The organism is Prevotella dentalis DSM 3688, from assembly GCF_000242335.1.
GTDB classification, from domain to species: Bacteria; Bacteroidota; Bacteroidia; order Bacteroidales; family Bacteroidaceae; genus Prevotella; species Prevotella seregens.
This window is the reverse complement of sequence record NC_019968.1, coordinates 118,800-140,743: the sequence shown is the minus strand read 5'-3', so window position 1 is coordinate 140,743 and position 21,944 is coordinate 118,800. Positions and strand designations below refer to the sequence as shown.

General features: G+C 58.4%; 18 protein-coding genes and 1 pseudogene. 5 read left to right on the top strand and 14 right to left on the bottom strand.

Features of this window, described 5'->3' with window-relative positions:
- Positions 1–21: 21 nt before the first annotated feature.
- The 13 genes and pseudogenes from PREDE_RS07960 to nusB form a co-directional block, all read right to left on the bottom strand.
- The gene (locus PREDE_RS07960) at positions 22–2,820 is read right to left on the bottom strand and encodes a putative LPS assembly protein LptD (protein WP_015310352.1); all 2,799 of its coding nucleotides are present in this window, start codon (positions 2,818–2,820) and stop codon (positions 22–24) included.
- A 397-nt stretch (positions 2,821–3,217) separates the two neighbouring features.
- A complete protein-coding gene (locus tag PREDE_RS07955; RefSeq protein WP_005846309.1) occupies positions 3,218–3,754 on the bottom strand; it encodes an HD domain-containing protein in 537 nt (178 codons plus the stop codon).
- A complete protein-coding gene (locus tag PREDE_RS07950; RefSeq protein ID WP_005846308.1) occupies positions 3,751–4,305 on the bottom strand; it encodes a hypothetical protein in 555 nt (184 codons plus the stop codon). The genes PREDE_RS07955 and PREDE_RS07950 overlap by 4 nt, the downstream gene beginning before the upstream one ends.
- Positions 4,306–4,386: 81 nt before the next feature.
- Entirely contained in the window at positions 4,387–6,165 is a 1,779-nt protein-coding gene (locus PREDE_RS07945) for a biotin/lipoyl-binding protein (RefSeq protein ID WP_015310350.1), read from the bottom strand.
- A 327-nt stretch (positions 6,166–6,492) separates the two neighbouring features.
- Positions 6,493–6,957: a preQ(1) synthase gene (gene queF / locus PREDE_RS07935; protein WP_005846303.1), complete on the bottom strand. Its 465-nt coding sequence runs from the start codon at positions 6,955–6,957 to the stop codon at positions 6,493–6,495.
- Positions 6,958–6,960: 3 nt separating this feature from the next.
- On the bottom strand, positions 6,961–7,653 hold the full coding sequence (locus PREDE_RS07930; protein ID WP_015310348.1) for a queuosine precursor transporter: 693 nt from the start codon (positions 7,651–7,653) through the stop codon (positions 6,961–6,963).
- Positions 7,654–7,731: 78 nt separating this feature from the next.
- Complete coding sequence (locus PREDE_RS07925; protein WP_005846299.1) at positions 7,732–8,721, bottom strand: calcium/sodium antiporter; 990 nt, start codon at positions 8,719–8,721, stop codon at positions 7,732–7,734.
- Between the two features lie 122 nt (positions 8,722–8,843).
- Positions 8,844–9,260 (bottom strand): Hsp20/alpha crystallin family protein, encoded by a 417-nt coding sequence (locus tag PREDE_RS07920; RefSeq protein WP_015310347.1) that lies wholly within the window; start codon positions 9,258–9,260, stop codon positions 8,844–8,846.
- Positions 9,261–9,441: 181 nt separating this feature from the next.
- Complete coding sequence (locus PREDE_RS14265) at positions 9,442–9,885, bottom strand: DUF5606 family protein (protein ID WP_044127093.1); 444 nt, start codon at positions 9,883–9,885, stop codon at positions 9,442–9,444.
- A gap of 54 nt (positions 9,886–9,939) precedes the next feature.
- Positions 9,940–10,455: pseudogene (gene coaE, locus PREDE_RS14260) on the bottom strand (dephospho-CoA kinase); the annotation flags it as partial.
- Positions 10,455–11,435: a CdaR family protein gene (locus PREDE_RS07905; RefSeq protein ID WP_005846294.1), complete on the bottom strand. Its 981-nt coding sequence runs from the start codon at positions 11,433–11,435 to the stop codon at positions 10,455–10,457. The pseudogene coaE and the gene PREDE_RS07905, both read right to left, overlap by 1 nt.
- Positions 11,428–11,748: a preprotein translocase subunit YajC gene (gene yajC, locus PREDE_RS07900; RefSeq protein WP_005846292.1), complete on the bottom strand. Its 321-nt coding sequence runs from the start codon at positions 11,746–11,748 to the stop codon at positions 11,428–11,430. The genes PREDE_RS07905 and yajC overlap by 8 nt, the downstream gene beginning before the upstream one ends.
- A gap of 47 nt (positions 11,749–11,795) precedes the next feature.
- Entirely contained in the window at positions 11,796–12,917 is a 1,122-nt protein-coding gene (gene nusB / locus PREDE_RS07895; RefSeq protein ID WP_005846290.1) for a transcription antitermination factor NusB, read from the bottom strand.
- 240 nt (positions 12,918–13,157) lie between these two features.
- On the opposite strand from nusB, the gene PREDE_RS07890 reads away from it, so the two are divergent.
- From PREDE_RS07890 to PREDE_RS07875, 4 genes are all read left to right on the top strand, one after another.
- On the top strand, positions 13,158–13,769 hold the full coding sequence (locus PREDE_RS07890) for a 50S ribosomal protein L25/general stress protein Ctc (protein WP_005846288.1): 612 nt from the start codon (positions 13,158–13,160) through the stop codon (positions 13,767–13,769).
- Between the two features lie 10 nt (positions 13,770–13,779).
- Positions 13,780–14,358 (top strand): aminoacyl-tRNA hydrolase, encoded by a 579-nt coding sequence (gene pth / locus PREDE_RS07885; protein ID WP_005846286.1) that lies wholly within the window; start codon positions 13,780–13,782, stop codon positions 14,356–14,358.
- Complete coding sequence (locus PREDE_RS07880; RefSeq protein WP_005846284.1) at positions 14,355–14,816, top strand: RNA-binding S4 domain-containing protein; 462 nt, start codon at positions 14,355–14,357, stop codon at positions 14,814–14,816. Before pth ends, PREDE_RS07880 begins: the two co-directional genes overlap by 4 nt.
- Before the next feature lie 224 nt (positions 14,817–15,040).
- A complete protein-coding gene (locus tag PREDE_RS07875) occupies positions 15,041–17,434 on the top strand; it encodes a TonB-dependent receptor (protein ID WP_005846282.1) in 2,394 nt (797 codons plus the stop codon).
- A gap of 120 nt (positions 17,435–17,554) precedes the next feature.
- On the opposite strand, the gene PREDE_RS07870 is transcribed toward PREDE_RS07875, so the two are convergent.
- Entirely contained in the window at positions 17,555–20,545 is a 2,991-nt protein-coding gene (locus PREDE_RS07870; protein ID WP_015310346.1) for an outer membrane beta-barrel protein, read from the bottom strand.
- Positions 20,546–20,791: 246 nt separating this feature from the next.
- Here PREDE_RS07870 and aroB point away from each other — a divergent pair, with 246 nt between their 5' ends.
- Positions 20,792–21,850: a 3-dehydroquinate synthase gene (gene aroB / locus PREDE_RS07865; protein WP_015310345.1), complete on the top strand. Its 1,059-nt coding sequence runs from the start codon at positions 20,792–20,794 to the stop codon at positions 21,848–21,850.
- Positions 21,851–21,944 lie beyond the last annotated feature (94 nt).

The following is a 21,944-nucleotide window of genomic DNA, read 5'->3' as shown; positions in this document are numbered from 1 at the left end:
TGCCTTGTCTCTTTTTGCGGTTCAATACCACTGCACCGCATTGCTATATCCACTGCGCTTGTCGTACTTCAGCGCGTCGGTGAGTGTGGAGGCATTGCAGCGGAACGAGAAGTTGTAGCTGGTGTAGGGGGCCAGCACCACCGAGCAACTCATGTTGAAGCAGTGCAGGTCACGCTGCAGCGAGGCGGTGGTCATGGAGATTTTATGGTTCTCAAAGTCGTAGCCACTGGAGAAACTGATGTTCCATCCGTCGCTGATGCGCAGATTTCCGCTCATGTTCAGCGTCTGGGAGAATTTGTAGGGATAGCGCATGGTCTTCTCGTTGAAGCGGCCCGAGGTGTTCTCGCGCATGGTGACGCCATAGCCGAACGTGAGCGACCACGGCATGGAGAACCTCATGTAGCCGTCGGCATCGGTCTCGGCCTTGCCGCTGCCGCTCTTCTTGGCGGCCCCGCGCTGCCCCTCGATCATGTCCTCATCGACGTTGCTTTCTATCTTCGGGTCCACGCCCTCCTCGTCGTCCTTGTCTTTTTTCCGGTCGTCGTCACCGTCTCCTCCGAACCATTTCTTCAGCCGCTCGGGGTTGAGGGTGAACGAGAAGTTCTGCGACATGCCCTGAAAGCGGCCGAAGCGTCCCCGCCCCCACTCCGTGTGGTTGCCCACATAGGGCTTGCCGTCGGCGCCTATCTCGTAGGCATAGGTGGCGAAGACAGCGTTCATGTTAAACGTATAACTCTTCCACCACTTCAGTCTGAGCCGTACCGACAGGTCGCTCCAACGGTGGGTGGTGGCGGCCATGTTGTACGACATGGAGGCGCCCAGCTCGTCGATGAGGCTTATTTTCTTGAATCCTGTAGAGTCGTTGTCGCTCTTGACCCTCATCTCCAAGTTGTTGCTCACGTCCCAGGAAATGCTTCCCGTACATCCCTTGCCGGGCACACCGTAGAGCCCTGTACTATAAGGAGAATACTCCACGAGCGACACATTGCCGTCCGCGTCGGTCTTCTGATAGGTCTGGTAATAGCCATAGCGCGCCGAGCCGAAGTCGGGCGCGTAGCTGAAGCTCACCTGCGGCGTAATGACATGACGGATGGCCTGAATCTTGTCGCCGAAGAGTTTGCGGCTCGGCAACCAGAAACCATAGAGCTTGGTACTGGCCGACACGCTCATGTTCCAGTTGTAAACGTTGTGGAATCCATAGCTCGTGTCAGCCACCTCCACCTGTCTGCGCTCGTCCCACGAACGCGTAACCTTGCTGGCATACATGCGGTCGGTGAAGTTGAACGAGGGCGTGATGTTGATGTAATTGAGCAGTGTAAAGTTGCCGTTCACCGGAATATTGTGCTGCATGCCGTTGCGCCAATCCTTGATGAGATTGGAGTGCAGCAGCTTGTCCTCCTTGGTGCTGATGGAGTTGCTGAGCTGTCCGGTGTAGCTCAGGGAGATTTTCTCGTACCACCGTTCGTTGCCCACCTGATGCCTTCGACGGAACGGATAGAAGCGGCTGAGCGAGACATTGAGGTCGGGCAGCGTCATGGCGATGCTCGAGTCGCGCATGTTTTGCGACAGGTTGGTCGAGGAACTGAGCGACAATCCGAGGCTGGAGAACGTGGTGCTCCAGCTCACCGACGAGGTGCGCGTGGACTGCGTCATGGTCTGTGGATTGTACATACTCGTCAGGTTGTTGCGCTCATAGCTCGACGATGCAAAGTTGACGCTGGCCGAGAGCGAGCTGAACGGGTTGGCCTTGGAGTCCTGCCGGTGGCTCCACTGCAGCTTGAAGCTCTCCTGTTTCTCGAAGTCGGGCAGGCCCTTGTCGCCGGTCTTGGTGTCCTGAAAGCTGAAGTAGAACGAGCCGCTGTACTTGTAGCGGCGGCGGTAGTTGCTGGCGGCCGAGATGCCCCAGGAGCCTTTGGTGTAGATCTCGCCCAAGAGCTTGAGGTCCCACTTGTCGCTCATGGCAAAGTAATAGCCGCCGTCGCGCAGGTAGAAGCCCCGGCTGTTCTCGTCGCCGTAGGTGGGCATGATGAAGCCCGAGGAATAGCTCTTGGTGAACGGGAAAAAGCCGTAGGGGATGGCAAAGGGCAGCGGCACGTCGGCCACCACCAGATAGGCCGGGCCGAAGACCACGTCCTTGCCCGGGCGCACCTTGGCCCGCGAGAGGGCGATGTAGAAGTCGGGGTGCTCGTGGTCGCAGGTGGTGTAGCGGCCGTGGGCCAGATATATCTCGCCGTTGTCGTTGCGCTTGGACACCTGGCTGCGCAGGTAGCCGTCCTCTTGCTGGGTATAAGCGTTTTGCACGAGGCCTTTCTTGGTTTTGAAGTTAAAGGCCATGGTGTCGGTGTCGTAGGTGTCGGACCCCATCTTGAACACGGGCCGGCCCTTGATGCCGCCTTTCTCCGTGGAGTCGGCAGTGCCTGTGGCGTGCACCAGACTGCTGTCGAGGCTCATGTATATCTTGTCGCTCTTGAGGTTCATGTTCTCGTAATCCACCTGCGACGCGCCGTAGAGGTGGGCCGTGTTGGTGGCAGCCTCGTAGATGAGCGAGTCCGACGCCTCGTACTGCACGGGAGCGTCGATGCCGTTTTTACGCTTGCGGTTGATGGAATCCAGCCTCACCGAGTCGTCGATGGCCTTGTTGTGGCGATAGATGGCCAGCTGCAAGGAGTCCATTCGGGTGGTGTCGGGCAGGTTTGTGCCCACGGCCGTGGAGTCGCTTCCGCGGCGAGCGGCCGCGTTGGAATCATTCTGTAGCGTCGAGTCCTTGCCGGCACCCGTCCGCTTCTTCCTTGGAAAAAGATTCGCGCCGCTGCCTGCCATGACCAGAACAACGGCACAAAGCCACAATATGATGAATGATTTCGTCCTCATTGAGGTGCAAAAGTACGTAATTAATGGGGAAAAGCCGAGTGTTTTCGTAATTTTAACGTTGCCCCCGCAGGGCCCCGTCGGGCACGCGCACCCGCCGTCTATACGGGGAAAAGACGTGCGGAACGGGCCGCCGCCCCACCCTCTTTTGGCGGGCACCGCACCGCGGCCCTGCGACGACGGCGCAAACGCGCTGCGATTGCGCCGTAACGGCCGCGCGATCACGCCGCAATCGCCTCATGAATACGCCGTCATCGCAAGGCGACAACGGCGTGACGGAATCGGGACAAGAACCCGGCAGCACAGGCATGCGGCCGGAACGGCCCGACGGCCGCCCCGCGCGGCAGGCTCATTCAAACAGCCGCTCCCAGGCCTGAAAGCGTGCGAGGCCGTCGGCTCCGAAGCCGGCCAGGCTGCGTTCGGCCTGGGCCAGCGTCTTCTCGCGGGCCAGGTTGGACTTGCTGTAAAACTTGTCGGCATAGCAAATCAGCTTTTCCTCCATCGTCTCGGGCAGGAAGTCCATGGGAGGCAAGGGCAGCCCCTGGGCCACAATCTCGCGGGCGGTGAGCCCGGCGCCGGTGTGACGCTCGCACACGCGGGCGTGCCGCTCACAGCCCTCGGCCCGCAGCAGTTCGGCTCCGATGCGGCCGTGGCAGATGTAGGGCTCCGTGCCGTGGCAGGCTATGGAGGGGGCATGGCAGCGGAAGATGCCGATGTCGTGGAGCATGGCGGCCTCCTCCACGAAGCGGCGGTCGAGCCGCAGCTCAGGGTGGGCGTCGACAATGCGCAACGCCCGTGCCGTGACGCTCTGGCTGTGCACCATCAGGATGTGGCGCAGCTCGTTGTCGTCGGGATAGTATCGGTCGATAATGGCTTGGTAATTCATGGTTCTTGCGTTTTACAGATACGGCCGATGGCCTGTTCTACCTTGCGGCGGGCACAGCGCATTCCCGGCAGCAACGTCTCGCCATCGAGCAGGGAGAGCGTGGCGGCCAGCTCCTGAAGCAACTCGGGCCAGGCCTTGCACTGGCTGTAGGCAAGGTAAATGGCCAGTGAACGGATGCTGGCCGGGCGGGAAGTGTCGGGGATAAGGGCGAGACAGAAATCCAGAAAACCGGTACAGATCTCCTCTTCGCCGAACGTCTGCGGCCGCAGCAGCGTGAGCAGGAGCCGGCACTTGGTGGGGCTCGCTGTGGTCATAGCCTCCTGCATCAGCTCGTGCCGGTGTTGCCGCAGAAAGGCCGTCGCCACACCTCCCAGATGAGTCAGCACCCAGGCGGCATTGTCGGCCACGCGTTTCTCCTCGGCATAGACCAGCGCGTAGAACTCGTCCACGAGCTGCGTGCCACCGGCCGAACGGGCCTCGGCAGCCCATTCGTCGAGGTCGGCTTTGTGGATGCGCATGCAGAGCCGTGCGCGCAAGGTAGAATCTTTCATGTGTCTGGGGCAAACAAACAGCCCACCCCTGCCGGTTGTCAGACCGGGCCGAGGTGGGCCGTCACGGTGTATGGTGTGTGGTTAGGCTTCGTGTTCGCGCTCGATGTAGGCCACCACGTCGCCTTTCTGAACCTTGGAACCCTGCTTGGCGTTGATTTCGACGAGCTTGCCGCCGAGGCCGGCCTTCACCTCTACAAACTCGCCCCACGGAGCCAGAATGTAGCAGAAGGTGTCGCCCTCCCGGTAAGCCTTGCCGATGTAAGGCTCTACGGCCGGTGCGGCCTCGCCCTCGCCCTGGAACTCCCAGAACACCTGACCCTTGACAGGAGCCACCACGGCATCGGCCTTGGCATGCTTGAACTCGGCCAGCTGCTCGGGCGTCACGCTGCCGCCGAGCTCGGCATCCTTGGCCTTTTGCAGGTCGGCCAGCATGTTTTTCTTGGCCTGTCCGCTGCGGAAGTTGCGATACTGCTCGGGGTGCATGGCCAGCTCGAAGAGCTCTTCCTCGTCCTTACCGTAGTCCCAGCCGTTCTCATCCATCTCCTTGCGGAAGTCGTCAAGGGCGTTGGGCAGCAGTGTGTGCGGGTCGGCCTCGGTGAATTCGAGTCCTTTTTTCTTGGCCAATTCCACCAGTTCGTCGTCGATTTGGCCGGGTACCTTGCCGCTTTTGCCCAGAATCATGCCCCACATGGCGTCGTCCATCATGGCATAACGGCCCTTACCCTGCTCCAAAGTGAGGAGGTTGAAGAGCGCAATGTTCTTGGTGTACTGCGAGAACGGCGTCACGAGGGGTGGGTAGCCCACCCGCGGCCACACATAGGCCACCTCGTCGAAGAGCTTGATGAGCAGGTCGTCAACACTCAGCTCGGGCTCGCCTTTCTTGCGGCGCAGGTTATTGATGGTGCCGTGAATGCCGCCCAAATCGGACATCATCGAGCCCATCATTCCACCGGGAAGGCCGCACGTGAGCAGCAGGGAACTCATCACTTTGTTCTGCGGATTGATGAAGCAACCCAGCCATTCGTCGATGAATTCCTGGGTGAGGGCGCGTGCTTTCATGTAGGCGCTCATGTTGATTTCGGGCACGTCGAAGCCCGCGTTCTTGAGCATGCTGCGCACAGAAATGACATCCGGGTGTACCTTGCCCCAGGAAAGCGGCTCGATGGCGGTGTCGATGATGTCGGCTCCGTTCTTGCACACCTCCAGGATGGAGGCCATGCTGAGGCCCGGGCCCGAGTGTCCATGGTACTCGATAATGATTTCGGGGTGCTTGTCCTTAATCATTTTCGTGAGCTGACCAAGGAATGCAGGCTGGCCGATGCCGGCCATATCTTTCAGGCAAATCTCCTCGGCGCCGGCTGCAATTTCCTCGTCGGCCAGCTTGGCATAGTACTCAAGCGTGTGCACGGGCGAGGTGGTGATGCAGAGTGTGCCCTGCGGTGTCATGCCGGCTTCCTTGGCCCAATGGATGGAAGGAGCGATGTTTCGGATGTCGTTCAAGCCGTCGAAGATGCGCGGGATGTCCACGCCCTGGGCGTGTTTCACGCGGTACATCATGGCGCGTACGTCGTCGGGCACGGGATACATACGGAGGGCGTTGAGGCCGCGGTCGAGCATATGGGTCTTGATGCCCACCTCGTTGAACGGCTTGCAGAATGTCCGCACGGCATCGTTGGGGTTCTCGCCGGCCAGCAGCTGCACCTGCTCGAAGGCGCCGCCATTGGTTTCCACGCGGGCGAAACAACCCATATCGATAATCACCGGGGCGATGCGCTCCAGCTGATCCTTGCGTGGCTGGAACTTGCCAGAGCTCTGCCACATGTCCCGATAGACGAGACTGAACTGAATTTTCTTGCTCATTATTTCTTCAATTATTGTTGCCTTAACTGCGATAAAGGCGTGCAACGGCTCCGAAAAGGGCCTCGACGAGCCAATGCCGCCCCATTACTAAGGCTGCAAAATTAGCCAAAAAAAAACAAAAAACCGAGCAACGCGTTGTTTTTTTATGATTTATAAGGAACTTCGCACCGGCCACAGCCCAAATGTCCGGGCCCTGCCAAGGGCTGCGGGTGCCGTCCGCAACCCTGCCGGCCATGTAAACAAGAAACATCGTTGCCCCGCTGCCGGCCGCCAACATGACGGCAACGGGCAACGGGGCAACGATGGAAAGATGGTGCGGGAGCAGGGCTACAGCCCGTGGCGGGCAAAGCGGGTGTCGGCCAGTTGCTCGTACCGGGTGCCCGGCCGCCCATAGTTGGCATAAGGGTAAATGCTGATGCCGCCCCGCGGAGTGAAGATGCCCGTCACTTCAATATACTTGGGATTCATCAGCTTCACAAGGTCTTTCATGATGATGTTCACGCAGTCCTCGTGGAAATCGCCGTGGTTGCGGAAGCTGAAGAGATAGAGTTTCAAGCTCTTGCTCTCCACCATGCGCTCGCCTGGAACGTAGCTGATACGGATCTCCGCAAAGTCGGGCTGGCCCGTAATGGGGCACAATGAGGTGAACTCCGGACAGTTGAACTGCACCCAATAGTCGTTGTCGGGGTGCTTGTTGACAAAGGTTTCCAGCACCTCGGGGGCGTAGTCCATGCGGTACTGGGTCTTGGCCCCGAGTGCCTGCAGCCCGTCTGCCTTTCTGTTGTCTTCCATGCCTTATCCCAAACTAAAGATTTTCCAAACGTTGTAGCTGATGCCACGGTCGTAGACATCCGCGCCCTCGTGCCGCTTCAAGGCACGAACCACGCGTATGGTAACGGGCAGGGCCACCACCTCGTAGACGGTCTTGAGCACCACCTGCCAAAGCATCAGCGCGGGAAGCTCGCCAGCCGGCACCACGCCGCCCAGGGCCAGGGGGAAGAAAATCAGGGAGTCGCAGCTCTCGCCAGCCACCGTACTGAGGATGGCGCGGGCCGAGAAATGCCGGCCGCCGTCGCGAATCTTCATGCGGCTCATCACATAGGCATTGATGAAACTGCCCACCACGAAAGCCACAAACGAGGCCATGGCAATGCGGGGAGCCAGGCCGAAGATGGCGTGGAAGCCCTCGTCATTGTGCCAATAGGAGGCACCGGGGATGGCGTCGCAGAGTGCACCGAGGGCCACGAAGAAGAAATTCATGGCAAAGCCCGTCCAGATGAGCAGACGTGCCTTGCGAAATCCCCAGACCTCGCACACGCAGTCGTTGATGATGTAAGACACGGGAAAGACGATCAGACCGCCTGTCAGGCTGATGGGGCCCACCGCAATTTGCTTTGTTTCGAGCACGTTTGCCGCAATGAGGCAAACGCAAAAGAGAATGCTGAAAAGCATAAACAGCACACTTACGCTTTGCTTTTGTTCTGTCATAATCTTGTTTTTAAAGAGGTTTACCAAGCACTCTATGCGGCTGCAAAGTTACGAAAAAGATTCCGTAACGCCGCCTTTTCAAACCGTATATCCTATTAGATAAGTCATATAGCCCACAAATGCAAGCACCAGCACCGCGCCTTCCCAACGCTCGATACGGAGTTTTGTAAACGAGAAAAGCCACAACAGTATCATCGAAACCACCATCACCGAGAGGTCGGTCTGGGTAATGCCCTGCATGACCATGGGGCTCACCATGCCCGTGATTCCCAGAATGAGGAGGATATTGAACACGTTCGACCCCAGCACATTGCCGATGGCGATGCCGCTGTTGCCCCTGCTCGCGGCCACTACGCTGGTGGCCAGTTCGGGCATCGACGTGCCGCAGGCCACAATGGTGAGGCCGATGATGGCGTCGCTCACGCCCAGCGTGCGGGCCACGGCCGAGGCATTGTCCACGAAAACGTCGGAGCCCAGGATGAGTGCGGCCAGTCCCACCGTGAGCAATGTCACGACCTTGAGGGGGTGCATCGGGGGATTGGCGGGCCCGGTCTCTTTGTTTTCGCCCTGTTCTACCCCATCCTGCCGGGCGCCACGCAGGGTAATGGTCATGAAAATCAGGAATAACGCCAAGAGCAACAACGCATCCAATCGGTTCACATTGCCGTCGAGACACATCATCAACAGCACGGCCGAGGCAACCAATGCAAAGGGAATGTCCTTGCGAACCGTGGCCCGAAGAATGGTGATGGGCGCCACAACGGCGGCACATCCCACAATCAGCAAGGCGTTGAAAATGTTGCTTCCCACGACGTTGCCCACAGCCAAGTCGGGCGTCCCGTTGATGGCCGACATGAGGCTTACGAAGAATTCGGGCATCGACGTGCCCATGGCCACAATGGTGAGACCGATGACAATTTGGGGGATGCCCATGCGTTCGGCCAGCCCCACGGCCCCTTTGGTGAGCAGGTCGGCGCCTCCAAGCACCACGGCAATGCCCGCAACAAGAATCAATACCTGCAGCCACATCTGTTGTGGAACCATGCTGAGGAGGACGAGTGTGTACATTTCGCTTCAAGATTTTAGGCTGCAAAGGTAACGAAAAAGCCCTGGATATTCTCATATCCGGGGCTTAAAATCTAACAATCACATCATTTATGCAGTTGCCCTAATGCGGGCTCGGGCTGCCATTAACCTACCTCGATGGAACGAACTACCTGCTGCTCCTGCCGGCTTACCTTGGGCAGGTCTACGGTGAGCACGCCGTCGGCCACGCGGGCGGTAATCTTTTGCCGGTCTACATCGTCGGGCAGGATGAGCGTCTGCTCGAACTTGGCGTAAGCAAACTCGCGCCGCAGGTAGTGTGCGGGGTCGTCGCCAGACTTCTGCTGCCTCTCCATCTTGATGGTCAGGTCGCCGTCTGCATTGACGTTGACATCGAAATCCTCCTTCTTCAGTCCGGGTGCAGCAAGCTCTACGGTGTACTGCGTGGCGCTCTCCAGCACGTTGATGGCCGGGGCCGTGGCGTTGGTGCGGGGCATTCTGTTTGTATCAAAGAAGTCGTTAAAAACTTCTGGAAGCCAATTGTTACGTGTGTACATTGTCATATCTCCTATCATTAAAGTGTTAAACATCATTGTTTACACCCTCCATAGGACAAACCCCGTACCAACGCAAGCCGTATGACATGATGTCATACAATGGCAGACATATTGGCGCTTTCTCGTGGAGACACCCAGATACAGCAGTCCCCCACCGCCGTTGGGGCAATGGGGGACTGGTGTTGCTCTATTCGGCGTCCTTGCTATCGTCCACGTTGTCACCCTCGGTCGGGGCCAGCACAGACTTGAAATCGGTGTAACCGTTGTTTACCAGAATGTTATACCACTGCAAAAGTTTCTTTATATCACTGTCGTGCACCCTGTCTTGGTCGAAGTTGGGCAGCACCTCGGCAAAGTAAGCACGCAGCTCCTGGGACGTGCATTTCTTGTAGTTGAGGGAGCAAGGCTTCTGTTCTTCTTTCTCGCCCACCTTAGCAAGCACCTCCCAAAGGGCGATGTCCTCGGCATCAGTGTACATGGCAATGTCGCCCAGACTCGTCACGCGGTCGCTCGAAAAGGCCGGTATGCGGCGGTGTGCCTCGTCAATTGTCTCTACGATGAGATTCATTTTGCCGCGCGACACCAGCCTGTACAGCCCGGGCTTACCGGCAATCGAAAGTATTGTCTCCATTTTTGCTTTTATGTTTAAATAGTTGAATAATCCATTGATTTGCTTGTTCAAGTCGTGGTGGCCGTCATTTTCTATCACGTAGTGGCAGCGCTGCGCCATGTCCTGCTGGGGCATCTGACTATCTATCCAGGCCATGGCCCGCTCGTGCGACAGGTTGTCGCGCTGCATCACCCGGTTCAAGCGTACTTCTGTCGGGGCCGTTACGCCCACGTAGACATCGAAAGGGACACGACGATCAAAGCCTGATTCAAAGAGGACGGCACTCTCCAACCACTGGCATCCGCTCTGCATGAAGTCGCGTGCTACGGCAGGATGCACCACGCCGTTCACCGCTTGTTTGTTGGCTTCTGAGGCCAACAAGAAGCGGGCAAGCACCGGTTTCTGCAACACCTTATTAATATAGACACCCTCGCCAACCAGTCTTTGCAGGTCGGCTTGCAGTTGCAGGTCGGTACGCATCAGTCGCTTGGCGGCCTCGTCGCAGTCATAAACCTTAATGCCGCGGGCTTCAAGTAGCTGGCATACGTGGCTCTTGCCACTGCCAATGCCTCCTGTAATGGCTATCCGCATCATTGATGCTCGATGAGATAATCCACCTGTTGCACCTCCAACCGGGCGCTGTTCACCCCTTGTGGCTTGGCCCGCAGATAGAGTTTACACTTATCCGAGGGATGCGCGGCCACCTCACGGTAATCCACAACCACCTGAAAATCGGTCGCCTTAATCAGACGGTACATGCTCGCCCCCACTGTGAAGCTCACCTTGACACGCTGTGGGAACGTGCGCACCACCAAGTCGTCGGGCTTGTTGATGGTCGTGATGGGCACCTCGATACTCTCTTCAGTCAGGATGTCGGGATAGAGCGCGAGCTTCACGCTCTGCGGCACTATCTTGACGCCAGGCATTGATTTGAGCCTCACCTCACATACCACCGTATCCTCAAAGTTCACTATATCGAGGTACTCCGTGAGCACATTTTCGAGGCTGTCCAGCTTGCTTTTGCTGGCATAGACGGTCACTCGCTCGGGCCAGAACTGCACATGGGCCAGATAATAGTTCTTGGCCGGCACAATATGTCCCGACAATCGCACCTTCACTTCCTTGTTGCGGCCATAGTTGAAGTAGAATTCCAACCGGTCGGCCTTGAGGCCGGTGAGTGTCGACGAGGCCGACAACTGTTGGCGAACATACTTCTGCAGGTCGGCCACCGGCACTTGCCCGTGGCCCGTCTGCTTGTTGGCATAGGTGTTGAAATTGAGCTGCACGGGATGCAATCCGTCGCTCATGGAATAAGAAAGCAGCATGAATCCCTTGTCGCGCACGGTGACCCGCACCGTATCCGACATGCTGGAGGTCATCACTACATTCTTTGGAGCCCCAACCAAACGCACGGCCACGGGAAACTCTTTCTCGTAGGTCTCGTTGAGAGTCATCATCAACCAGAAGATGCCGCTCAAGGCAAGAAAGAACAGAAAAATCAGAAACTCCTTGTGCATCCAGCCAAACAAGAAGTTCCTGACCAGTTGATATATCTGCTTCAGACTATGCATTAGGTTGCTGCTGGGCTGCGTCGGCAAACACATAACCCTTGTCAACCGTCACGACCACGCCGCGGTCGATCTCGACTTCCACGGCATTTCGGTTCAGGTCGACACGCTTCACAGTGCCATAAATGCCACCGCCGATGACCACCTTAGTCCCTTCTTGCAGGGCGTTCTGGAACTCACGAAGCTTCTTCTGCTTCTTCTGCTGCGGACGAATCATGAAAAACCACATGATGGCAAAGATGGCCACCAGCATAATTAGCATGCCACTCATGCCGCCTCCTTGGGCTGCCTGTGCAGCCAATACGAATGTACTCATTATTTAATTGTCTGATTTTATATGTTTATAACGTTGGCAGGGGTGCGTCACTCCTGTGTCTCTTCCGGCCCGCTCTGCGGTTCCCCGTCACCCGGTTCCGGTTGTGGCTCGGCGGAAACCGGCTCAGACGCAGGTTGTGGGGCCGGTTGCTCGTTCACGCGCGGCCGGTGCACGAAGCGCACAGGGCCGCCGCCACCCTCGCGACGACGATAGTCGGACTCGGGTCTGCGCTGGCGCAGCTCGGGCATTTCCTTCATCATCTTGCCGTTTTGAATGAGGTAACGGGCTATGGCGTCAAGCATGCCGTTGATGTAAGAGCCGCTACGCGGCGTGGAATAGAGCTTGGCAAGCTCCACATATTCGTTGATGGTCACCGTGACAGGAATGCCTGGAAACGTGAGCATTTCGGCGATGGCGATTTGCATAATCACCACATCCATATAGGCAAGGCGGCCAAAATCCCAGTTGCGCGACGTGTCGCTCATGTACCGCTGATAGGTATCGGCATTGAGAATAGTGGCTCGGAAGAGCTTGCAGGCAAAGTCTTTGTCCTCCTCGTCCTTGTATTCGGGCAGCAGTTCCTGCTTGTTTTTGTTCTTCGGATCGAACCGTTTGATGGTCTTCAGCACGAAAGTATCCACCGTTTCCTTATCGTCGTTCCAATAGAGACTCTTCTCTTCGAGCAGGGCATCCAGGTCGGCATTCTCCTGAATGAGCTGGCGATAGAGCTTGCGCCACAGCTCCCGGTCGGTATCATAGTCGGTTGTGGGCTCGGCCATATACTCGTTGTAGGCCTCGGACTGCTCTATTTGGTTGCAGAGTTTACGCACGAATTCGATGTCGTCGTCCCAAGTCAGCTTCTTGTCTTCAATGAATCCGTTGAGCATTTTGTTCTCCTCCAACTGCACGGCAAACTGGTTGAAAGCAAACTTCTGCGAGGGTGCCTCACCGCCTTCACGCTCTGCACGCTGGGTGAGCACGTCACAACGGTGCCGCTCTTCGCGGGTGACAGCCACGATGAGTTGCAGCAAATGATTGTACAAGTCGTATGCTTTGGACAGGCTGAAAAGCAGCTCTTTCTCGGCGGTGTCCATATTCTTGTTGCCGTTTTGATAGTAAGCATAGGTTAATTGAACGACCTTAATGCGAATTAAATCCCTATTGATCATTATTCTTACTTTACGTTGCGTTTTGTTGATATTACACTGCAAAAGTAGTCAAAAATCCCTTGACATGCAAGAATTACGGGAATAAAACTTCGGTTTTTTAGAGAAACTTTGCACAATTCTTGGCGTGAACAAATAAAAATACTACCTTTGCACCGCTTTTTCAGATTGGTAAAGTGATTTCCAGTGTGATGGCGAATTAATATCATTTTAATTTAGAGTAACACCATTAAAAGTAAAATCATGAAAGAAATTAGTATTTCCGGCAAGAAGCGTGAGACCGTAGGCAAGAAAGCCACCAAGGCTCTCCGCAAGGAAGGATTCGTTCCCTGCAACCTTTATGGCGAGGAGAGGGAGAATGGCAAGCCTGTTGCCATTGCTTTCGCAGTCTCTTTCAGCGAACTCCGCAAGCTCATCTACACACCTCATATCTATGTCATCAGGGTCAATCTTGACGGTGTAGACCACACGGCCGTGATGAAAGAGATTCAGTTCCACCCGGTGACCGACGCTCCCCTGCACGTTGACTTCTTCGAGGTGAACGACCAGAAGCCCATCACCATCGGCATTCCCGTGAAGCTCGTGGGCCTTGCCCAGGGTGTGCGCGACGGCGGCCGCATGAACCTCTCCATCCGCAAAATCAACGTGACCGCTCCCTACCAGCAGATTCCCGAGCACCTCGACGTGGACGTAACAGCCCTGAAGATTGGCAAGAGCATCAAGGTGGGCGAGCTCTCTTACGAGGGCATCGAGATTGCTACCAGCAAGGATGTGGTGGTTTGCTCCGTCAAGATGACACGTAACGCAGCCACTGCCGCCGCCACTACCGAGGAGGAAAGCACTGCCGCTGAGTAATCGTCGCAGAATGGACAAGTACTTGATTTGTGGTCTGGGCAACCCCGGCGCCGAATATGCCGGTACCCGCCACAACACAGGATTCATGATATTGGACGCTTTTGCCAAAGCGTCCAATATTTGTTTTGAGGACAGGCGTTACGCCTTCGTGGCCCAGACCATGCTCAAGGGCCGAAAGATCATGCTCATCAAACCCACCACTTTCATGAACCTCAGCGGCAATGCCGTGCGCTATTGGCTCAACGAGGAGCGCATAGACCAGGGCCGTCTGCTCGTCGTCAGCGACGACGTGGCCCTGCCGCTCGGCGACTTCCGTCTGAAAGCCAACGGCAGCAACGGCGGCCACAACGGGCTGGGGCACATCATCCAGCTCATCGGCGACGAGTTTGCGCGGCTGCGCGTGGGTGTGGGCAACGACTATCCGCGAGGCGGACAAATCGACTGGGTGCTGGGCCGATACTCCGAAGACGAGCTGAAACAGCTGCAGCCCACGCTCGACCTGGGCGTGGACATCATCAAAAGTTTCGTGCTGCAGGGCATCGGCAACACGATGAACCAATACAACAAGTTAGGCAAACACAAGCAATGACCCCCGAAACCTCCCAACCCCGCATGCCCAAGAGCGGCCCTTCGGCCCGCATTGACAAGTGGCTCTGGGCTGCCCGCATCTACAAGACGCGCTCCATGGCCGTTGACGCCATCAAGAACAGCCGGGTGACCATTGGCGGAACCAACGTCAAGCCGAGTCACACGGTCAAGGCCGGCGACGTGGTCAGCGTGAAGAAGCCGCCCATTACCTACAGTTTCAAGGTGCTGGCCTGCATCGAGCAGCGCGTGGGGCCCAAACTGGTGCCCCAGATTTACGAAAACGTCACCGACCCCAAGCAGTACGAACTGCTCGAGATGAGCCGCATCAGCGGCTTCGTGGATCGCGCCCGCGGCACGGGCCGGCCCACCAAGAAAGACCGCCGGGCCATGGATGCCTTTGTCGATCCGGCCCTGTTCGGCTTCGACGACGGCGACGACTGGGCCGACGACACGCCCTGACCCCGGCCTACCCCACCCCCGAATCCCCCTCCCACCATACCCCGCCATGGCTGGAAACGCCTTCTTTTGTTTCCGGAACGTGGCGGAACGGGCAGTTCGCCCATTGCATTTTACCCAATTTTGAGTATTGCAGGATGCGGTGCGAATGATTAATTTTGCAGCCGAATGCCGGACAAACGGCCGGCAGAACTCAAAGTTTAATCATTTTTCAACCCCATTTTTATATGGAAACCAACCAAAAACTATCCCCATGCCGGATTGCGTCCGCCCGTCAACACTTGGCGGGAGCAGCCCTTTTGCTCTGTCTCGCCACCCCCTCCCTCCCCTGCCACGCCCGGCCGGCCAACGTGCCTGAAACGCCGGCTCGCAGCCGCACCCAACTTTCCGGTAGCATCGTGCAACGCGGCACACGCACGCCGATAGCCAATGCCGTGGTCAGCGTGGCGGGCACCAACATCGTCGTTTCCGCCGGGTCGGACGGCCGATACCGGCTACCCTGGCTGCCCCAAGGGCAGTGCATCGTGGAGGTGAAGGCCCCGGGCTACCGCACGCAGACCCGCACCCTCGCGCCCACAGCCGCTGCAAGCACGCTCGACTTCGAGCTGACACCCGACGAAATATCGCTCGACGAGGTGGTGGTTTCGTCCAACCGCACCGTCACCCTGCGCCGCGAGGCTCCGTCGCTGGTCAACATCATCGACGCCAAACTGCTCCAAGCCACCAACTCCTGCACGCTGGCCCAGGGGCTCAACTTCCAGCCGGGCGTGCGCACGGAGACCAACTGCCAGAACTGTGGCTTCTCGCAGGTGCGCCTCAACGGACTCGACGGCCACTATTCGCAGATTCTCATCGACTCGCGCCCCATCTTTTCCTCACTCAACGGCGTGTACGGACTGGAACAGATTCCCTCCAACATGATCGAGCGCATCGAGGTGGTACGCGGCGGCGGCTCGGCCCTCTACGGAGCTTCGGCCATCGGCGGCACCATCAATGTCATTACCAAGGAGCCCCTGCGCAACTCCGGCGAGTTCTCGCACCTGCTCACAGCCATCGGCGGCACCGGCAGCTGGGAGAACAACACCACGGCCAACGCTTCGCTCGTGACCGACGACGGCCGCGCGGGGCTCTATCTTTACGGCCAGCACCACTACCGGCCGGGCTACGACCACGACCACGACGGCTACACCGAACTGCCCAATCTGAACAACACCACCGTGGGCTTCAGCTCGTTCCTGCGGCTGAACCCACACTCCAAGTTCACCTTGCAGTACCACAACCTGAGCGAGTTCCGCCGCGGAGGAAACCTGCTCGACCGCGCGCCGCACGAGGCCAACATCACCGAACAGATAGAGCACAGCATCAATGGAGGCAATCTGGCCTACGACTTTATCTCGGCAGAGGCCCGCCACCAGGCCAAGGCCTACTTCTCTTTCCACCACACGGCGCGCAAGAGCTACTACGGCGGCACGGGCGAGAACGCCTCCGACGAGGACCGCGCCAACGCTCTTAAAGCCTACGGCCGCACGCGCGACCTGACCTATGTGGCCGGCACACAGTACACGCGGCGGTTCGACCGGTTGCTCCTGATGCCCGCCAACCTCACGCTGGGAGCCGAGTACAACCACACGGGACTCGACGACCGCATCCCCGGCTACGGCCGGCACCTGGAGCAGCGCGTCAATATCTGGAGCGCATTTGCCCAGAACGAATGGAAGAACCGGCAGTGGAGCCTGCTCGCCGGCTGCCGCATAGACCGTCACAATCTGGTGCACCGGGCCATCCTCAGCCCCCGCGTCAACCTACGGTTCAACCCTGCCGAGCCCGTCAGTCTGCGGGCATCGTATGCGGCTGGCTTCCGCGCACCCCAGGCCTTCGACGAGGAACTGCACGTCGGGCTGGCGGGCGGCGAGCGCATCATGACCGTTGCCGCCCCGGGGTTGAGGCACGAACGGTCGCACAGTTTCAGCCTGTCGGCCGACTGGGTAGGCCAGTGGGGCGGGCTGCAGGTCAACCTGCTGGGCGAGGCTTTCTATACCCGTCTCACCGACGTGTTCGGCCTGCGGCAGCTCAGCGAGCAGTTGCCCGACGGCACCCACGTGCAGGAACGCTACAATGCCAGCGCGGCCCATGTGGCCGGCGCCAACCTGGAGGGCAAGCTGGCCTACGGCCGATGGGTGTCGTTGCAGGCCGGACTCACCCTGCAGCAGAGCCGATACCACACGCCGCAGACCTGGGACGAGGAGGCCCCGGCCGAACGCCGCATGATGCGCACGCCCGACACCTATGCCTATTTCGCCCTGTCGTCCGCCCCGGCAAGCCGTCTGTCCGTGTCCCTCTCGGGCAACTACACGGGCCACATGCTGGTGCCCCATCTGGCCGGGTCGGGCATAAGCCGGCCCGAGGCCGTGCGCGTGCGCGACTTTCTCGTGCTCAACCTGAAGCTGGCCTACGCCTTGCCCACACGCACGTCGCTCGGACTGGAGCTCAATGCCGGCGTGCAAAACCTGGCCAATGCCTACCAGAACGACTTCGACCGCGGCTGGAACCGCGACTCGGGCTACATCTACGGGCCGGGCTCGCCGCGCTGCTTCTTTGCGGGCATACGGGCCTTCTATTGACCACAACGGCGTAATCGCACCGCGACGACGGTGCAGACGCCACACGAAAACGGCGTAATCGCATTGCGATTACGCCGTTGTTGTTTTGCCTTTGCGGCGTTTTGGTTTCCCGCCGAAACCTTAATCCACCATGGACGGACCGCCGAAGCCGCCGCCGGGACGCCCGCCCCCGAACCTGCCGCGGCCGCCAAAGCCACCCGGCCCGCCGCCGGGGCCTCCGCCGCGACCGCGCCGGCCGCCGGGCCCCATGTCAGGCCCGTGCATGTCGTGACGGGCGTTCTTGCCGCCAAAGACGTTGAGCCGGTAGTTCACGCGGAGCATGACATAGCTGTTGATGGAGTTGTACTCCGTGTCGCTGCGCTGCTGGGCCGACACCGTGCGGCTCAGGTTGCTCTGGTTGTGCAGCAAATCGTAGAACTGAAGCATCACCGTAAGCGGCCGCCCGGACAGGAAACCCTGCGAAATCTGGGCGTTCCACACCAGCTCGTTGGTGTTGAGCGACTGGTCGGCATAGCCTCGCCGGCTGCTCATGTGCACGTCGGTGGCCAGCGTGGTGCCCCAAGGCATGGTGGCGTTGACGTTGGCCCCGTAGGAGAATTGCCAGGTGTCGAGGTTGGCTGTGGCCTGCAGGTTGTTGCGGGTGTGGCGGTACGACAGCGACCCGTCGAGCTCCACCTCCAGCCAGTCGTTGCGGTAACTGCCCGAGAAACGCTCGCCCAGCTGCAGGTCGCGCGACGTGTTCTTCTGCGAATCGGCCGTGCGGCCGAGCGTCACGAAGCCCACGTTGTTCTCATAGCCCACCGTGGAGAAGGTGTTGATGTTCCAGTATCCGGCCGTGTCGAGCGGCGTGTTGAACATGAAAGCGCCGTTCAGGTTCCAGTCGCCGTTGATGTTTTCTGGGCGTGTCAGGCGGCCGCCTGTCTGCTCGTTGTAGGTCACCCTGCTGCTGATGGCGTTGCGCGTGGTGGAGAACCGCAGGTTAGTCATGACCGCCTGCCGCTTCTGCTCCGAATAATTGTTGTAGAAAAAGTTGAAGTTCTGCGTGAACGAGGGCTTCAGCCCCGGGTTGCCCGTGCGGATGTTGAGCGGGTTGGAGTCGTCGTAGACGGCGAGCAGGTCGCTGATGGCCGGCTGCGAGGTGTTGGCCCGGTAGTTGATACGCAGGTTGCTCACCTTGCTGAACCGGTATCTGAAGTCGAACGTGGGCGACACATTGGACACCCGCCGCGCGGTGTCCACGCTGAGACCCTGATAGTCCTGCACGTAGTGGGAGCGCTGGGGCTGGGCCAGCACGCCAGCATTGAGCTGGTATTTCTCCCGAATCATGCGGAACATCAGCTCGATGCTGTGCGTGTAGTTCCTGTATTCCGAGTAGCGGCTCAGGTCGCTGTCCAGGTAGCTGGTGTAGGGACGGGCCAGCCGGGAGAGGTAGTTGTCCCACGTGCGGTAGCCCAGCAGCGCGCCGGCGAAATAGTCTTCACCCAGATTGGAGAAGTCGTAGGTGGAGCGGTCGCTCTTGTTGTAGCTGTAGGCAAAGCGGTAGCGCAGCTGTAGGAACGTGGCGCGCCAGAGGGGCTCGCTGTAGGTGGCCTGGAGGGTGTAGTTCCAATTACGGGCCGGAGTCACCGTGTAGCGGTTGGTCTGGTAGGTGGAATCAAGGCCTTGCCGGTTCTGGATTTGGTAGAGATGCACGTTGTTGGCAGACAGTGCCTTGTTGTCGTTGCGGCCGTAATTGCCGTCGGCCCGCAGCGTGATGTTGCGGCCGCTGGCGTTCAGCCGTCGGTTGAATTGCAGCATCATGCCCGCACTCTTGCTGTTGGAGTAGGTCAGGTTGACCGTGCGGCTGGTGTTCACCAGCAGGCTGTCGGCGGCCAGTCGGGCCAGCGAAGCGTCGGCCAAAGGGTCGTCGGTCAGGGTGTAGGGGTCGGCATTGAAGGCAGCCGACATGCCTCCCGTGATGCCGTCGCTGCTATTCAGGCTGGCCGTGGGGCGGATAGTGATGGTGGTCATCGTGTCTGGCGTCCACTCGATGCGGGCCTGGGCGTTCCACTGGTTGCCGCGCGAGAAGTTCTGTCTGAGGCTGTTGGAGAACGAGCCCACCCGGCTCACGAAGTTCTCCGACGACGACTTGGTGTAGACATCGCCGTCGTTATGGTTCCAGCGCACGCTGCCATCAATCTTCAGCAAGTCCTTTTTCTCGTAGTTGATGTTGGTTCCTGTCATCTTGGTGGCGTTGAGTCCGTTGCGCCCGCGGCCGAATCCGCCCCGGCCGCCAAAGCCCATGTCGTTCACGTTGTTGGCATTGCCCATGCCGAAGATGCGCCAGTCGGCGTTGAAATAGCCGCCGAAAAGGCGGTTGGAATAGCGGCTCTGGCTGCCCGCAGCCATGTCGGCATTGGCCATGAGCCCCTTGTTCATGCCGGGCTTGGTGCCGAAATCGAGCACCGTCTGCTCGTCGCCGTCGTCGATTCCCGTCACCCGTGCGAGGTCGCTCTTCTGGTCATACGACTTCACTTTGTCTATGATCGAGGTCGGGATGTTCTTCATGGCCGTCTTGGTGTCGCCCGTCATGAACTCCTTTCCATCCACAAGAATCTTCTTGACCTGCTTGCCGTTGATGGTAATCTTGCCGTCGTCGTCCACCTGCGCACCGGGCAACCGCTTCACCAGTTCCTCTATAGTGGAGCCCTCGGGCGTGCGATAGGCCGCGCTGTTGTAGACAAAGGTGTCTTCCTTGAGCGTCACCTTGAGGGCCTGGGCCGTCACTCGGGCCTCTTTCAGCATCACGGCATCCGAGCCCATTACCACCGTTCCCATGCGGAGGTCGCGGTCGTCCTGCATCAGCAGCCGCTTGAACGAGGCGACATAGCCAATGCTCGACAGCTTGAGCAGATAGTGCCCGTTGGCCGGCGCCTGAATGACAAACTTGCCGCTGTCGCTGGATATGGCTCCCGCAACAAACGTGGAGTCCATCTTCAGCAGCTGCACGGTGACCATGGGAATGGGTTCGCGCGAGTCCTTGTCGACTAGCACGCCCGATATTTCCCGCTTCTGGGCTCCGGCCATCACTGACGTCAGCATCAGGAGGGCAAGGAGGAGGCTCTTCTTCATACCTTGATTGATAAGCTGTGGTTCTTGACTTGATGATACCCTTATGACGCGTTTGCGCCGCAAGGGTTTAATGGCGGTGCCGAAATCTCCCGTTTTTTCATCGGCGTCAAAAACCTGCACACGCACGGGAGGGTGTGCGCAATACGAGCGACAATTCCCTTAAAAAGACTTAATATGTAGTCATAATTGGTTCCACATTGTTCGATTTATCACTATATTTGTAATTAAAGAAAACAAAATATGATTATGGAGCAGAGCGTTATTATATCGAATAATTTGAAGATGGAGCTGGCCACGGCCCTCTCCGAGTGCGAGCACGACAGGCTGTTTGTGCTCGCCGATGACAACACGGCGGCCCAGTGCTGGCCGCTCATTCGGAATTTCTTTTGTCTGCGAGGGGCCCGGCTCATCACTATCCCTGCCTCCGACACCCACAAGGACCTGGAGTCGCTGACCCATGTGTGGCGGCAACTGGGTCAGGGCGGGGCCACGCGCCACTCCTGTCTCATCAATCTGGGGGGAGGAATGGTGACCGATTTGGGAGGCTTTGCAGCATCGACGTTCAAGCGCGGCATCGACTTCATCAACATTCCCACCACACTGCTGGCCATGGTCGACGCCTCGGTGGGCGGCAAGACGGGCATCAACTTCGACGGACTGAAGAATGAAATAGGTGTGTTCAACGATGCCAAGCGCGTGCTTCTGGACACGGAGTTCCTGCGCACACTCGACGAACGGAACCTGCGCTCGGGCTATGCCGAGATGCTGAAACACGGGCTCATCTCCTCGGAGAGCCATTGGGCCGAGCTGCTCAACTTCGATTTGAAACGGCCCGACCTGCAGCAACTGGCCCGCTTGCTGGCCGAGTCGGTGCAGGTGAAAGAGCGCATCGTCGGCAAAGACCCCTATGAGAAAGGGCTGCGCAAGGCCTTGAATCTCGGCCATACCTTTGGGCACGCCTTTGAAAGTTTCTCGCTGCGCAACCAGAATAAGGCCACACCCATCCTCCATGGCTACGCCGTGGCCTACGGACTGGTGTGCGAACTCTATCTCTCGGCCTTGAAAACGGGATTCCCCACGGAGAAGATGCACCAGACAGTACAGTTCATCCGCGACCACTATGGCCGCTTCACCATCAGCTGTGACGACTACAACGAACTGATTGCGCTGATGCGTCACGACAAAAAGAACACGGCCGGCACCATCAACTTCACCCTGCTGGGCAATATTGGAGACATCCGCATCAACCAGACGGCCGGCGAAGACGACATCAAGGAGGCGCTCGACTTCTTCAGGGAAGGGTGAGGGCAATTCAAAATTCAGAATTCAAAATTCAAAATTAGCCCTGCGGCGAAGATGCAAATCGGAGTTCATAATTTAAAAGGGGGCATGCAATGAA

Coding starts and splice junctions, on each gene's coding strand:
- PREDE_RS07960 (WP_015310352.1), bottom strand. CDS start 2,820: ATGGCAGGCAGCGGCGCGAATCTTTTTCCAAGGAAGAAGCGGACGGGT.
- PREDE_RS07955 (WP_005846309.1), bottom strand. CDS start 3,754: ATGAATTACCAAGCCATTATCGACCGATACTATCCCGACGACAACGAG.
- PREDE_RS07950 (WP_005846308.1), bottom strand. CDS start 4,305: ATGAAAGATTCTACCTTGCGCGCACGGCTCTGCATGCGCATCCACAAA.
- PREDE_RS07945 (WP_015310350.1), bottom strand. CDS start 6,165: ATGAGCAAGAAAATTCAGTTCAGTCTCGTCTATCGGGACATGTGGCAG.
- queF (WP_005846303.1), bottom strand. CDS start 6,957: ATGGAAGACAACAGAAAGGCAGACGGGCTGCAGGCACTCGGGGCCAAG.
- PREDE_RS07930 (WP_015310348.1), bottom strand. CDS start 7,653: ATGACAGAACAAAAGCAAAGCGTAAGTGTGCTGTTTATGCTTTTCAGC.
- PREDE_RS07925 (WP_005846299.1), bottom strand. CDS start 8,721: ATGTACACACTCGTCCTCCTCAGCATGGTTCCACAACAGATGTGGCTG.
- PREDE_RS07920 (WP_015310347.1), bottom strand. CDS start 9,260: ATGACAATGTACACACGTAACAATTGGCTTCCAGAAGTTTTTAACGAC.
- PREDE_RS14265 (WP_044127093.1), bottom strand. CDS start 9,885: ATGGAGACAATACTTTCGATTGCCGGTAAGCCCGGGCTGTACAGGCTG.
- PREDE_RS07905 (WP_005846294.1), bottom strand. CDS start 11,435: ATGCATAGTCTGAAGCAGATATATCAACTGGTCAGGAACTTCTTGTTT.
- yajC (WP_005846292.1), bottom strand. CDS start 11,748: ATGAGTACATTCGTATTGGCTGCACAGGCAGCCCAAGGAGGCGGCATG.
- nusB (WP_005846290.1), bottom strand. CDS start 12,917: ATGATCAATAGGGATTTAATTCGCATTAAGGTCGTTCAATTAACCTAT.
- PREDE_RS07890 (WP_005846288.1), top strand. CDS start 13,158: ATGAAAGAAATTAGTATTTCCGGCAAGAAGCGTGAGACCGTAGGCAAG.
- pth (WP_005846286.1), top strand. CDS start 13,780: ATGGACAAGTACTTGATTTGTGGTCTGGGCAACCCCGGCGCCGAATAT.
- PREDE_RS07880 (WP_005846284.1), top strand. CDS start 14,355: ATGACCCCCGAAACCTCCCAACCCCGCATGCCCAAGAGCGGCCCTTCG.
- PREDE_RS07875 (WP_005846282.1), top strand. CDS start 15,041: ATGGAAACCAACCAAAAACTATCCCCATGCCGGATTGCGTCCGCCCGT.
- PREDE_RS07870 (WP_015310346.1), bottom strand. CDS start 20,545: ATGAAGAAGAGCCTCCTCCTTGCCCTCCTGATGCTGACGTCAGTGATG.
- aroB (WP_015310345.1), top strand. CDS start 20,792: ATGGAGCAGAGCGTTATTATATCGAATAATTTGAAGATGGAGCTGGCC.